The organism is Ruegeria sp. CDSA020, from assembly GCF_059612345.1.
Map to the genome: position 1 here is coordinate 203,081 of NZ_JBXWQK010000004.1, position 13,868 is coordinate 216,948.

Genomic DNA, 13,868 nt, shown 5'->3' on the forward strand with positions numbered 1-13,868 from the left:
AGGCGTCATTGTCCGCTTACTGTTGGCCATGACCCGATCACATCGAAGAATCATCAATTACCAATGAGGGTTGAAATTTATCTTTCGGCAGGAGCTTGAAGCGCGTTTCGCCCATTGAGGCCCCAAGCATCCGGTCGCACCGAAATGTCCTTGGTTCGTTTCTCAGACGGTCGATCGCAACGACGTACCAAATGGGATACTTCAACAAGAGATACTGAGGCTCAATTTGCCGGTTGGAAATGACACCGTCTTCTCTTTGATATCGCAGCTCCAAGACCTTTTGATCGACGAAAGCCTGATGAACCGCTTGCACAATCCTTTTTGGTGGGGCGCTCGCGCTGGCTTGAACATAAGTCGAAGCCGTGACGCCTATAAGAATACGGGACTTGAGCTGGTTCACCTTGTTGCGTTTCTCGGGTGAAAACGAGGCCACAAGCTGCCGCCTTACCGATGCCAAGTTCGCAAGCAACATTGGTGATTTCATCTGCTCTGCGACAGCAATGCTGATTAGCAGATCGACCGCCTCAGCGTATGTCAGGTTCATACGACCAACGCCCCAGTTGCGGTCGAGGCGCACACCTCCTCCACGACCGCGATCAGCGTCTATCTGCATGCCTTGGTCCCGCATAAGCACAAGGTCGCGGGCTATGGTGCGCATACTGACACCATGCTGTTGCGCCAAGTCTCTAACCGTACAATGGGCATCTTGCTTGAGTTGAACCGCAAGCAATTCCAATCGCCTCAGTCTGTTGTGTGTATTAGCTCGTGCCATGAATCAAATAAGACATAAAATGGCACATTAGTCGATATAGCTTTGGTCACTGAAACCATTGCCTGACGCAGGCCACTCACTTGCAGGAGCTAAATCGATGAAAATGAATTACTTTGTTGTCGGAACGAATGACATGGCAGCTGCAAGAACCTTCTACGACACACTGTTTTCGCAATCGGGTCTCCAAAGCATGTCGCCTTCAGAAAGAATGACTTACTGGCTTGGAAAGGATTTTGCCTTCGCCGTGGCCAAACCCTTCGACACGTTGCCGGCCACTTACGGTAATGGAACGATGGTTGGATTTTGCGTTGGTGGCGAAGCAGAAGTCAGAAGGCTGCACGCTTTAGCCACAGATCTCGGGGGTGATTGTGAGGGGGCCCCCAACCAACGCGGGCCAAAGTTCTCTGCATATGTTCGAGACCTGGATGGAAACAAGATGTGTTTTTCTGACTAGCTTTTCACAGAGCGGACGTTGGTTGGGAGACAACATAGGTGGCATCGGGCTCTAATCAGCCACCCTACCTCGATCGGCAGCGGCCCCATCAGGAATAGGGCCGCCTGTCAGGCGGCCCGGTTTATTTATTGCGATGGCCCGTCCGGGTTGAAGGCTGACAGCCCCTTGAGGATGTCGATGGCATAGGCCAGCTGGTAATCCTCTTCCCGCAATTCGGCGGTGGCTTCGGCCTTGGCCCTATCTTCTTCGATCTGGCGGATTTCATCCTCGCTCAGGCTGTCATTGTTCAGACTGCCACGCAGATCAGCCTCGGAACGGGTGTTCCCATTGGCCTCTTCTTCCTCGGTCTCCGGGGCTGGGCGGGGCTGTTCAACGATGATGTCGGGGCTGACACCAAGCGCCTGAATAGACCGGCCCGACGGCGTGTAGTAGCGCGACGTGGTCAAACGCATTGCGCCATCGCTCCGCAGTGGCATGACAGTCTGGACCGAGCCTTTGCCGAAACTTTTGGTTCCCACAACGATTGCGCGGCGATGATCCTGCAGCGCGCCGGCTACAATCTCGGATGCCGAGGCGGACCCGCCATTGATCAGCACGACAATCGGCTTTCCTTCTGCCAGATCACCCGCAGTTGCGTTGAAACGCTCACCATCGCTTGGATCGCGGCCACGGGTTGATACGATCTCACCCTCGTTTAGGAATGCGTCCGAAACCTTGATTGCCTGTGTCAGCAGACCACCGGGATTGTTGCGCAGGTCCAGAACGACACCATTCACCTTGTCGATCCCTCCGGCCTCTTCGATCTGCTCGGCCAGCCCTTCCTGCAAGTTGGGATAGGTTTGGTCGTTAAAGGTGGTCACACGCAGAACCACACTGGTCCCTTCGGTGCGCGCGCGTACTGCCGTCAGTTTGATTGTGTCGCGGATTATAGGCACGTCAAAAGGTTCCTGTTCACCCTCGCGGACAACGGTGATCACGATTTCCGAGCCCACCGGCCCGCGCATCAGATCGACCGCTTTGTCCAGGGTCAGGCCCAGTATGCTTTCGCCATCGACATGGGTGATGAAATCTCCGGCTTCGATCCCGGCCTCATCCGCAGGCGTATCGTCGATCGGCGAGACAACTTTGACAAAGCCCTCTTCCTGCGTGACTTCGATACCCAGACCGCCAAACTCGCCGCGGGTCTGGACCCGCATTTGTTCGGCATCATCCGGCGACAGATAGCTGGAATGCGGGTCCAGCGAGGTCAGCATACCGTCAATGGCCGCCTCAATCAGGTCTTCGGGCTCAACCTCTTCGACATATTGCGCGCGGATGCGTTCGAAAATATCGCCAAACAGATCCAGCTGTTCATAGACACTGGCCTTGTTTTCGGCTTCTTGGGCAAGCAACGGACCGGCGATCTGCGTCGTTACAATCAGGCCTGCTATAGTTCCAGCCAAACCGGCCATCACAAATTTCTTCATACTCGTTTATCCATCCTTGTCGGTCCGAAACCACGATTCCGGGTCCACGGGGCTGTTATCCTGTCTTACCTCTATATAGAGCGTTTCTGATCGGTCAGTTCCAGTGCCATCACCGCTTGTTGACAAAATTGCGCCGATTTCCTTCGATTCTGCAGGCATCAATCCGACTGGCGTCCCCCGGGGAATCACCTGACCGGCTTCTCCGTAGACCTCTTGTAGCCCGGAAAAGACAAATAGAAGCCCCGGTTGCGGCTCGAGGATCACCAGATTCCCCAACTCCAGTAGCGGCCCGCGATACCGTATCGTGGCCGCCGTTGGCGAGGTGACTATTGCGCGCGGTCGGGTGCCCAATACGATACCAGGGCGTTTGACACCGGCCGCATCGGTTTCATTTGCCCGGTGCAGGATGATGCCCTGCGTCGGCAGCGCAATCTGACCCTTGATACTTGATATATCCGCATCCGTTTCGGCGATTTGCCCTTCGGAGATCTGGGAAAGCCCGCTGGCAAAACCGTCCAGCGTTTCAGTCGATGAGATCAGGATAGCAGTGCGGATCGGGTCCTCGACAAAGCGCCGCGGCAAATCCGTTCGGTCTGCGATGGCGGTGCTGAGCTGGGTGCGGGCATTCTGAACGCCCGTCAAGCCCTCGACCAAGGTTTCCGAGGCGCTTTGCTGCAGCAATCGAAGCGTGCGCACTTCCTGAAGATCACGCGCAAGAGACTGCGCTTTTGCGTTCAGGCCCGGCGTAACCTCGGACAGCATCATACCGGCCCGGGCCGAGCCCAACGGCCCTGACGGGTGTAGCATCAGAACCGGAGGCGCCGTGGTTTCGATCGTTTGCAATACGCCCAACAGCTGTGCCACATCCTTTTCCCGACTGCGCAATTCGGCTGTTAGCTGGGCTTCGCGTGTTGCCGCCCGTCGTAGGCCATCGCGCATGGCCGACAGACCCGCCTCATACGCCTGTATGGTTTCGGTCAGGGCACGGACCCGGTCGCGGGCGCTTTCGGCCTCGGTCAACGATACTGATGCCTGCTCAAGCATCTGCGCTGCATTCAATGCGGCGGTCGCGGGGTCGGTCTGGGCAACCGCCCTGGATGCAAAGAAAATCGCCAGAAGCAGCGCACGAAGCGTCATGAAAGCAGGCTCTTTCCAGTCATTTCAGGGGGCTGATCCAACGCCATCAGTTCCAGCAGCGTGGGCGCCAGATCGGACAGGCGACCATCTCGCAAGGATACCCCTGCTGGTCCCCCGACCAACGCCACGGGCACGGGGTTCAGCGTATGGGCTGTATGCGGCCCACCGGTTTCGGGATCGACCATCATCTCGCAATTTCCATGATCGGCTGTTACAATCATTGCGCCCCCCACTTTTTCCAACGCGGCGACGACTTGCGCCAGCCCTTGATCCACAGCCTCACAGGCGCGGATTGCCGCTTGCAGGTCGCCGGTATGCCCAACCATATCCGGATTGGCATAATTGGTTATGATCAGATCATAGCCCGCCCCGATAGCTTCGACGAATTTTGCGGTCACTTCGGCCGATGACATCTCGGGTTGCAGGTCGTAGGTCGCCACTTTTGGTGATTTCGGCATAAAGCGGTCTTCGTTCGCCTCGGGGGTTTCCTTGCCGCCATTGAGGAAGAAGGTCACATGCGGGTATTTCTCGGTCTCAGCCAGTCGGAACTGGCTGAGCCCATGTTTCGCCACCCACTCACCCAGCGTATTCACGATGTCACGCTTGGGGAAAACAGTGGACATATAGGCGCTGTGCCCGTCGGAATATTCGACCATGCCCAGCAGGGCTGAAAGCTGTGGACGCGGGCCGGTGTCGAAATCATCAAAGCCGGGTTCGCCAATCGCCCGCAGAATCTCGCGGGCCCGGTCGGCGCGGAAGTTGAGGCAGAAGAACCCATCTCCGTCTTTGATGCCGTGATAGCCGTCGAGGAGGGTCGGGACGATAAATTCGTCCGTTTCCGACTGCTGATAGGCCTGATCCACGGCATTGCGCGCCGAAACAGCGCTGCGCCCTTGCCCCCTGATCATTGCACCATAGGCTTCGCTAACACGTTCCCATCGGTTGTCGCGGTCCATGGCAAAATAGCGCCCGCAGACCGAGGCAACACGGGCGCCGTCGGGCAAGCGCTCCTCAAGCTCTGTGATATAGGTCAGCGCTGATTTCGGGGCCACATCCCGGCCATCCGTAACCGCGTGCAAGACAACGGGCACACCAGCATCCGTTATCGCCTTTGCCGCAGCAATGATATGGCTCAGGTGGCCATGCACTCCCCCGTCCGAGACCACCCCCAACAGATGTGCGGTGCCACCTGCAGCCTTTACCTTACCGATAAAGTCCTGCAGCGCGGAGTTGGCAAAGAAAGAACCGTCCTCAATCGCCAGATCAATCTGTCCCAAATCCATCGCAACAACGCGGCCAGCCCCAATATTTGTGTGACCGACTTCGGAATTGCCCATCTGACCACTTGGCAGACCAACATCCGGACCATGCGTGATCAGCTTGGCATGCGGACCGTTTGCCATGATCGCATCGAATGTCGGCGTATCGGCAAGGTAAGGCGCATTGGCTCCGGTGTCCTCGGACAGGCCCCAGCCATCAAGAATACACAGGACGACGGGTTTCGGGGCGGTCATTTCGGCTCTCCGGGTTTGCTGCTCTTGGTTGGTCTTGTATCGCCTGCCCCGCGCAGGGTGAACCGCCTTTTGCCCTGATCAGGTCAGAATTCATGTTACAAAGGCTATTCCTTGCCGGTATGGTCCAGATAGGGGCGCGCTTTGCGGCCTCTGTATTTCACGGTCAAATCCAGTGGCGCGTCGTTTTCGTCATAGATTCCAATAACCACCCCTCTGCCCCGACTATTGGTGCGCATTTCGATCAGTTGCTGTTCGGAACGTGTTGTGCGCTGCGACGGGCGACGCGCCCAAGTGAACAGATGGTCATACATCTTGGCGATGATATCCGCGTGTTCAGCACTGTTGCCAAGGTCGGTTAGTTCATTCGGGTCGTTTTCAAGATCGAACAGCAGTGGCCTATGCCCGCCTTCGCAATGGATCAGCTTCCAATTCTTGTTGGCCACCATGAACATCACTGCATCCCGAACCGAGGCATTCAGCTTTTCCGCCATGGGCGAGGCGGAATAGTCATACTCACTGACTACCACATCCCGAGGTGTCTCGACCTGATGGCCACGCAAGATCGGCAACAAGGAGTGACCTTCCAGAATGTGACCCGACGCTTCGCCTCCGGCTATTTCCAAGAATGTTGGGGCGAGGTCGATGGACTCGACCAGCGCGTCGCTGACAGTGCCACGGGTCGCCTCAGCCTCGGGGGATGGGTCATAGATGATCAACGGCACCTTGACCGATGCGTCCTGAAAAAAGGTCTTCTCACCCATCCAGTGATCGCCCAGAAAATCCCCGTGGTCCGAGGTTAACACGATCATCGTGTCCTCCATCCGGCCCGTCTTTTCCAGCCATGCGAACAGCCGGCCCATCTGGTCGTCGGCCTGCTTGATCAGACCCATATAAGCGGGGATCACGGCGTCGCGCACATCCTGCCGCGAAAACGCCTCGCCAACCTTGGTGTCCATGAATGCCCGGAGCACCGGATGCGCTTTCTGGCGTTCCGCCTCAGACCGGACCACGGGCAGGATATGTTTCGGTCCGTACATTGAGGCATAGGGTTCCGGCACGACATAGGGCCAGTGCGGTTTGATAAAGCTCAGGTGGCAACACCAGGGGCCGTCATGGGTTTCCACGAATTCGATCCCCCGCCCAGTCAGATAGGGCGTTTCGCTGTCTTCCTCGGCAATATTCGCCGGTTGGGACGAGTTCTTGAGAAACCAGCCCGACAGAACATTGCCCTCAGCGTCGAGACCTGAATTGGCGAAGTCATGCCAGGGGTTGTCACTGTCATATCCTTTGGCCGATAGGTATTTGTTGTATTCCTTGGCCCCGTCCGGGTCATAATACCCATCCGGCCCTTCGGGCAGCATTCCGTCATCACGCTCGAACACATCGAACCCGCATTCGGCCACGCGGGCACCGATCAGACTGTCCGGTTCCAGCCCCAACCGCGCCATGCCTTCGGCATCCGCGCGCATATGGGTCTTGCCCACCAGCCAACAGTCCATCCCAGCCTTGCGCAGATGATCACCCATGGTCATCTCACCCACTTTCAGCGGGATTCCATTCCAAGAAGCCCCATGCGAATGCACATAGCGCCCGGTATAGGTCGACATACGGGAGGAACCGCAAATAGGAGACTGGATATAGGCCCTGTCGAACCGCACACCACGCGCTGCCAGGCGGTCTATGTTGGGGGTGTGCAGATGCGGATGTCCGTAACAGCTCAGATAGTCCCAGCGCAGCTGGTCGAACATGATGAACAGGATGTTTCTTGCTTTGGCCAAATCTGCGCCCCCGTTATTCAGGGACCTGCTTAGCCAATTCCAACCGCCAAACGAAGCGCTAAGTTATTAGGCCTGCCGTTCCATCTGCTCAAGCATCTTTTGGGCGCGTTTGCACTGAAGCTTGTCGCGCAAGGGGCTGTTAGGGTCCACGTCCTTTTGGCAGACCACACATTTATCCGCACCCGAGATCGCATTCAGGCCACCGCAGCTGCCCTTGATGGTCTTACCCATCAACATTACACCCAGCGACATGCCAACCATGATGATCAGCAGCAGAATGAAGGCCAGAATAAAAGTGCTCATCTCAGCTCAACCCGTCAGTTGGTGCCCAACGCCTCTTTGAACGCTGTGCTGTGTACCGTGATATAGGCATCCTCACCGCCTGTCACATCCCGCGAGATGAAATACACGGCAAGTTTATGCGTCTCGGCAAGTTTCAAACCCTTTTCCTGACCCAAGGCCAACATCGCTGTCGCCCAAGCATCTGCCATCATAGCATTTTCGGCCAGTACCGTGACCGAAGTGGTCCGATGCGTGATCGGGCGGCCAGTAGTTGGGTCAATGATATGCGAATACCGCACACCATCTTGTTCAAAGAAATTCTTGTAATCGCCGGATGTCGCCATACCCAGATCATCAAGTTGTACGATCAACTGCAGATTCTGCGCATCGGCCTGGGGTTTTTCGATCCCGATCCGCCAAGTCTCACCCTTATCGTTATCGCCTCTTGTGACCAGATCGCCGCCGATCTCGACCATATAGTCCTCAATCCCAGCCGTGCGCAGCGTTTCGGCCACGGCGTCGATGCCATACCCCTTGGCAATGGCGGACAGGTTAATGCCGACTCCGGCATCGGCCTTCGCCAAAGTTCCGGCATCGCGATCCAGTTGCAGCAATCTGGCCTGTCCGACCCTGCCCAAAGCCGCCTGGATGTCAGCATCTGCGGGCACCGGATCTTCCGGTTTGCGCGGACCAAAGCCCCACAGCTCGATCAGCGGGCCGAGAGTCACGTCGAATGTACCCCCGGATTTCTCGTGCACATCATTCGCGGCATCAAGCACCAGCGCAAATTCATCCGAAACGGCTACAGGTTCAGTGCTGCCCGAGTCCGAGAAGGTCGAAACCTCGGAATTCGGGTCCCAGTTCGACATCTTTGCATTAACTTCGGCCAGTGTCTGTTCGACCGCACCCGCCAGCGCTTCTTCATCAACATCGACACCGATGGCCGTGATGTTGAAGGTCGTCCCCATCGTTTCGCCTGACAGGCGTACCACCTCGGGCTCTTTGTCGAACAAGCAGCCGGAAATAAGTGTGGCGACAGCCAGGACTGGCAAGAAACGCATATGGGTCCCTCCTGAGGAAAAGCGTGCCCGGCATATGACAGCGGCCCCAATCAGAGTCAAACCTGCATCAGGCTTTCAGCGGCAGGAAGCCTAGCGCCAACAAACCGATTCCGGCGGGCACCCCGAACAGCCATGCTTTCTTCTGCCATCCCGGAGCCTGCTGTTTCCAGGTCATGCGAAAATTATGGCCACAAACGACAACCGCAAAAAATATCAGCGCGGCAACAGGGGGGGTCAGATAAAAGTTGGACAACGGGCCGGATTTCCTTGGTTTTTGGCAGTTTTCCCCGGTTAGGGCATTTGTACCCTATACAGGTCATATGGCTGCGGTAAGGTGAAAAGCAAAGCAAGAGGAGATTGCCCATGGCCCCAAGCTCTTACCAGCCACCGACACGCGGCGACAAGGCCGCGGCTGCCTCGCATAGCCAGTCGGTTGAATCGAACCTTTCTCATACACAGACAACAGTCGAAAAGCTGCTTGTTGGCAAAGGGGACGCGGTTTTTACCGTGCGCCCGAAAGACACAATTCATTCGGTGGTGAATATCCTCAAGGAAAAGCGGATTGGCGCTGTGGTGGTGACAGATCAGAACGGTACGCTTCAGGGTATCCTGTCCGAGCGTGATATTGTGCGCCGTATGGCCGATACTCCGGGCCAGACCCTGCCCCAATCTGTCGAAGATCTGATGACCCGCAGCGTACAGACCTGCGCGCCCGAGGATCTGTTGAACGATGTGCTGAAAACCATGACGGAGGGGCGCTTTCGCCACATGCCCGTCCTCAGCGATGGCCATCTTCGTGGCGTGATCACGATCGGTGATGTCGTGCATTTCCGCCTCAAAGAGCTGGAGTATGAAGCCCTTCGCATGAAGCAGATGATCGTCGGTTGACAGCTATTCCGGCTGCTCGTCGGTTGCGATGAACCGGACCTCGCCGGCGCGAACATTAGTGGCGGTCAGCCTGCCACTGAAGAAGGCGCCGGTGTCGATCGAAACAACACCATTCTCAGCGCGGGGCTCTGACGTGATCGTATGACCATGGACAACCCACTGACCATCTTCGCGCATCTGCCGTGAAAAATTTGGGTGGCCCCACAGGCAAACCTGGCGTGTTTGGTCGTCCAAAGCCTTGCCCGGGTCCAGACCTGCGTGCACCACGGTAACGTTTCCGCTGGTCCAGGTCAGGGGACGGTCGTGCAGCCAAGACAGCAAATCATCGCCCATTGCGCGTCGCAATCTGTCAGCCACCGAGACAGCATCCGCACCAACCGTGTCTTCATCCACACCGGTAATTCCAAATGAGGCGAGCGTTTGTAGGCCACCGTTTTGCAGCCAAAGCCTGCCGACCCGTTTTGGGTCATCGGTGAACCGCAACAGCATCTCCTCGTGATTACCCAGCAGGCAAATGAAATCATTGCCTCGGACCCGGCTAAGGTGCCGTAACTGGTGCAGCACCTGGGCGCTGTAATTGCCACGATCAATGTAGTCCCCGACAAAGATTGTGGGGCAATCTGGATCCAGCCTTGCCAGCAAAGTCTGCAACAGATCCAATCGCCCGTGGATATCCCCAACGGCATAAAACCTCTGGTCAGGCGCGATGTCAGAAACTGAATTCTGTGCCGCCTGAGGTTTTTTCCACCTGGTTTTGATCCAATCCCACACCATCGCAATTTCCTACCCTGACTGGCGGGCAACAACAATCCGCAAGTGAATTCGGGTTCCGGATTGCCCCAATGGCGCGGTTTGTGGGAAAATCCCCTTGACCTTGAGGGGCTGAAAGTATCCCTGATGTTTCAAACGGTTTTGGTTTGGGTTGAGGGTTAAATGAAGCGCGTATTAGTCACAGGCACAGCAGGGTTCATCGGTTTTCACCTGGCAAAACTACTACTGGCCGAGGGGTTTCAGGTTCACGGCTACGATGGGATGACGGATTATTACGACGTCTCGCTCAAGCAGCGCCGCCATCAGATGCTCTTGCAATCCCCTGGGTTTTCCGCAACCGAGGATCTTTTGGAAAACTACGACCAGCTTGCAAAGGTCGCTGAGGAGTTCCAGCCCGAAGTGATCGTGCATCTCGCGGCGCAGGCTGGTGTCCGCTATAGCCTTGAGGACCCGCGCAGCTATATCAATTCCAACGTGGTCGGCACGTTCAACGTCATGGAAATCGCGCGCGAGCATAAGGTAGACCACCTTCTGATGGCTTCGACATCCTCGGTTTACGGCGCCAACGAGGTCATGCCCTTTACTGAGGTCGAAAAGGCCGACACACCGCTGACGATCTACGCCGCAACCAAAAAGGCAAACGAGGCGATGGGCCATTCCTATGCCCATTTGTGGAACCTGCCCACGACCATGTTCCGGTTTTTCACCGTTTACGGCACATGGGGTCGACCCGATCTTGCGCTCTATAAATTTGTGGACGCCATCCTGGATGACCGCCCGATCGATATCTATAACCACGGCGACATGTATCGGGATTTCACCAATGTCGAAGATCTTGTCCGCGGTATCCGACTGCTGATCGACGTCCCTCCGGTGCGGCCGGACAGCGCAGATGAGATTGAAGAAGGTGATAGCCTGTCGCCGGCGGCGCCCTGGCGCGTGGTGAATATTGGCAATGGCGACAAAGTGCGCCTGATGGATTTTGTCGAAGCCATTGAGGAAGCTATCGGCAAGAAAGCCATCCGCAATTACATGCCTATGCAGATGGGTGATGTTCCTGCCACTTGGGCGAATAGTGATCTGCTGCAAAAGCTGACCGGCTATCGTCCGCAGACAAATTTCAAAGATGGAATCGCCCAGTTTGTCGAATGGTTCCGCGACTATCATGGTAAGTGACGCATATGCTTGAAACCGACCCCAATTCCCGAAAGATTGCTGTGATCGGGCTGGGTTATGTCGGCCTGCCCCTGGCCGTGGCCTTCGGCAAAATTGGCAAGGTGATCGGATTTGACATCAATGCGGCGCGGGTCGAGGCACTACGCGCTGGTGTAGATGCAACGCATGAGGTTGAGCCACATGACCTGAGCGCGGCGGGCGGCCTAAAATTCACAACCAACCCCTCGGAGATTGCCGATTGCGATACCTATGTCGTAACCGTCCCCACGCCGATCACGGCAGGTAAGCAGCCTGATTTAGCCCCCCTTCTGGCCGCGTCAGAAACAGTTGGCCACATATTGAAACCCGGTGATTTGGTGATCTACGAATCCACCGTCTATCCCGGCGCAACCGAAGAAGATTGCGTTCCGGTGCTGGAATGCGCCTCGGGCCTGACTTTCAACACGGATTTCTTTGCAGGCTACAGCCCCGAGCGGATCAACCCCGGTGACAAGACCCACCGTATCGCGGACATCTGCAAAGTCACCGCTGGTTCAACCCCGCAGGTCGCTGATCTGGTTGACGCGCTCTATGCCCGGATCATCACCGCTGGAACCTACAAGGCTGAAAGCATCCGCGTGGCTGAGGCCGCGAAGGTGATCGAAAACACCCAGCGCGACCTGAATATCGCTCTGGTGAACGAGTTGGCGATGATCTTCGGTCGCATGGGCATCGATACCGAGGCTGTGCTGCGCGCAGCCGGAACCAAGTGGAACTTCCTGCCCTTCCGCCCCGGTCTGGTCGGCGGGCATTGCATCGGCGTGGATCCTTACTACCTGACGCACAAGGCCGAGGCCGTGGGCCATCACCCGCAGATCATCCTTGCAGGGCGGCGCCTGAATGACAGGATGGGCAGCTATGTAGTGTCGCAACTGGTCAAACGTATGACCCGTTGCGGTATCAATGTTGGCGCCGCCCGTGTTCTGGTGATGGGCCTGACGTTCAAGGAAAACTGCCCCGACCTGCGCAACACCCGTGTCGTCGACATTATCGAAGAATTGCAAAGCTATGGCATCAGCGTCGATGTCCACGACCCTCATGCCGACCCCAAAGCTGCGCAAGAAGAATACGACCTGGACCTGATCGACCAACCTGAGCCAGGGCTCTATGACGGGGTCGTCCTGGCCGTCGCGCATGCGGAATATCGGGCACTCGATCCTTTGCAGTTTCGAGCCTATGGCAAAGAAAACAGCGTAGTCTTCGACATCAAATCCTGCCTGCCACGCGAGGCAAGCGACCTGCGCCTGTAATCGAACCAAAGGACCTAAAATGAAACCGGCGCCACAGGGCGCCGGATAACTGATTACCCGCCGAAATCGTCGAGCATGATATCTTCGCGGTCCACACCCAGATCCAGCAGCATGTTGATGACCGACTGGTTCATGATCGGCGGTCCGCACATGTAGAACTCGCAATCCTCGGGTGCCGGGTGGTTCTTGAGGTATTCGTCGAACAGCACGTTATGGATAAAGCCGGTATAGCCTTTCCAGTCATCCTCGGGCTGGGCATCCGACAGGGCGACATGCCATTCGAAATTGTCGAACTCTTCCGCGAGGCTGTCAAAATCCTCGACAAAGAACATCTCTTTCTTGGACCGAGCACCGTACCAGAAGGTGATCTTACGGTCGCGATTCTCAAGCCGTTTGAGCTGATCGAAGATATGGCTGCGCATGGGCGCCATACCAGCACCACCACCGATGAAGACCATCTCTCTTCCGGTCTCGCGGGCGAAGAATTCACCGAATGGACCCGAGATCGTGACCTTGTCACCCGGTTTCAGGTTAAAGATATACGACGACATCTGGCCCGCCGGTATCCCTTCGGAACCCGGAGGCGGTGAGGCAACCCGAACGTTCAGCATGATCATGCCCTTTTCGTCCGGATAGTTGGCCATGGAATAGGCGCGTTCGATGGGTTCGGCAACGACCGAGTCGTACTGCCACAGATTGAAGCGATCCCAATCTTCGCGATATTCTTCCTCGACATCGAAATCAGTGTATTTCAGCGCATGGGCGGGCGCTTCGATCTGGATATAGCCACCAGCGCGGAAATTCACATCCTCGCCTTCGGGCAGGTCCAGCGTCAGCGCTTTGATAAAGGTGGCAACGTTTTCGTTCGACCGAACCGTGCATTCCCATTTCTTGACGCCAAAGACCTCTTCGGGGACCTCGATATCCATGTCTTGTTTAACTGCAACCTGACAAGACAGACGGTCGCCACAAGCGGCCTCGCGCTTGGTGATATGGCTTTCTTCGGTCGGCAGGATCGAGCCACCGCCGGAATGGACGCGTACGCGGCATTGTGCGCAGGTCCCGCCGCCGCCACAGGCCGATGGCACGAACAGTTTCTCGGCCGCCAAAGTTTGCAGCAATTTGCCGCCGGCGGGCACGGACACAGTTTTCTCACCATTGATGGTGATGTTGACATTGCCTGTCGACACCAGCCGGGACCGTGCAGCCATGATAAGGGCGACAAGCGCCAATACGATCAGCGTGAAGAGAATGACGCCAAGGCTAAAGGTTTCCATTGC

13 protein-coding genes are annotated in these 13,868 nt (G+C 56.6%); 4 read left to right on the top strand and 9 right to left on the bottom strand.

The genetic code is table 11. The features are described 5' to 3' along the window. Positions 1–37: 37 nt before the first annotated feature. Entirely contained in the window at positions 38–736 is a 699-nt protein-coding gene (locus tag AC2FJW_RS08475; protein ID WP_496749824.1) for a helix-turn-helix transcriptional regulator, read from the bottom strand. Between the two features lie 133 nt (positions 737–869). On the opposite strand from AC2FJW_RS08475, the gene AC2FJW_RS08480 reads away from it, so the two are divergent. Further along, positions 870–1,226, top strand: a complete 357-nt coding sequence (locus tag AC2FJW_RS08480; protein WP_496749825.1) for a VOC family protein — start codon at positions 870–872, stop codon at positions 1,224–1,226. A 125-nt stretch (positions 1,227–1,351) separates the two neighbouring features. Here the strand turns inward: AC2FJW_RS08480 and AC2FJW_RS08485 are convergent, their stop codons facing one another. The 6 genes from AC2FJW_RS08485 to AC2FJW_RS08510 form a co-directional block, all read right to left on the bottom strand. Continuing rightward, positions 1,352–2,692 (bottom strand): S41 family peptidase, encoded by a 1,341-nt coding sequence (locus AC2FJW_RS08485; protein WP_496749826.1) that lies wholly within the window; start codon positions 2,690–2,692, stop codon positions 1,352–1,354. A 6-nt stretch (positions 2,693–2,698) separates the two neighbouring features. Next, entirely contained in the window at positions 2,699–3,829 is a 1,131-nt protein-coding gene (locus AC2FJW_RS08490) for a murein hydrolase activator EnvC family protein (protein WP_281995101.1), read from the bottom strand. Then, on the bottom strand, positions 3,826–5,343 hold the full coding sequence (gene gpmI, locus AC2FJW_RS08495; RefSeq protein WP_496749827.1) for a 2,3-bisphosphoglycerate-independent phosphoglycerate mutase: 1,518 nt from the start codon (positions 5,341–5,343) through the stop codon (positions 3,826–3,828). The genes AC2FJW_RS08490 and gpmI overlap by 4 nt, the downstream gene beginning before the upstream one ends. 104 nt (positions 5,344–5,447) lie before the next feature. Continuing rightward, positions 5,448–7,121: a sulfatase-like hydrolase/transferase gene (locus AC2FJW_RS08500; protein WP_496749828.1), complete on the bottom strand. Its 1,674-nt coding sequence runs from the start codon at positions 7,119–7,121 to the stop codon at positions 5,448–5,450. Between the two features lie 66 nt (positions 7,122–7,187). Next, on the bottom strand, positions 7,188–7,424 hold the full coding sequence (gene nqrM / locus AC2FJW_RS08505; protein ID WP_271948901.1) for a (Na+)-NQR maturation NqrM: 237 nt from the start codon (positions 7,422–7,424) through the stop codon (positions 7,188–7,190). A 14-nt stretch (positions 7,425–7,438) separates the two neighbouring features. Then, the gene (locus AC2FJW_RS08510; protein WP_496749829.1) at positions 7,439–8,464 is read right to left on the bottom strand and encodes an FAD:protein FMN transferase; all 1,026 of its coding nucleotides are present in this window, start codon (positions 8,462–8,464) and stop codon (positions 7,439–7,441) included. A 363-nt stretch (positions 8,465–8,827) separates the two neighbouring features. Between AC2FJW_RS08510 and AC2FJW_RS08515 the strand changes: the two genes are divergently transcribed. Next, the gene (locus AC2FJW_RS08515) at positions 8,828–9,352 is read left to right on the top strand and encodes a CBS domain-containing protein (RefSeq protein ID WP_271948907.1); all 525 of its coding nucleotides are present in this window, start codon (positions 8,828–8,830) and stop codon (positions 9,350–9,352) included. A gap of 3 nt (positions 9,353–9,355) precedes the next feature. Here AC2FJW_RS08515 and AC2FJW_RS08520 read toward each other — a convergent pair whose 3' ends face one another. Continuing rightward, the gene (locus AC2FJW_RS08520) at positions 9,356–10,126 is read right to left on the bottom strand and encodes a metallophosphoesterase family protein (RefSeq protein WP_281972906.1); all 771 of its coding nucleotides are present in this window, start codon (positions 10,124–10,126) and stop codon (positions 9,356–9,358) included. 159 nt (positions 10,127–10,285) lie between these two features. Between AC2FJW_RS08520 and AC2FJW_RS08525 the strand changes: the two genes are divergently transcribed. Both AC2FJW_RS08525 and tviB read left to right on the top strand, forming a co-directional pair. Continuing rightward, the gene (locus AC2FJW_RS08525) at positions 10,286–11,299 is read left to right on the top strand and encodes a GDP-mannose 4,6-dehydratase (RefSeq protein ID WP_496749830.1); all 1,014 of its coding nucleotides are present in this window, start codon (positions 10,286–10,288) and stop codon (positions 11,297–11,299) included. Positions 11,300–11,304: 5 nt separating this feature from the next. Further along, the gene (gene tviB, locus AC2FJW_RS08530; protein ID WP_496749831.1) at positions 11,305–12,588 is read left to right on the top strand and encodes a Vi polysaccharide biosynthesis UDP-N-acetylglucosamine C-6 dehydrogenase TviB; all 1,284 of its coding nucleotides are present in this window, start codon (positions 11,305–11,307) and stop codon (positions 12,586–12,588) included. Between the two features lie 53 nt (positions 12,589–12,641). Here tviB and nqrF read toward each other — a convergent pair whose 3' ends face one another. Continuing rightward, positions 12,642–13,865 carry an NADH:ubiquinone reductase (Na(+)-transporting) subunit F gene (nqrF, locus tag AC2FJW_RS08535; protein ID WP_282021772.1) on the bottom strand — a complete coding sequence of 408 codons (1,224 nt, stop codon included), beginning with the start codon at positions 13,863–13,865 and terminating at the stop codon, positions 12,642–12,644. Positions 13,866–13,868 lie beyond the last annotated feature (3 nt).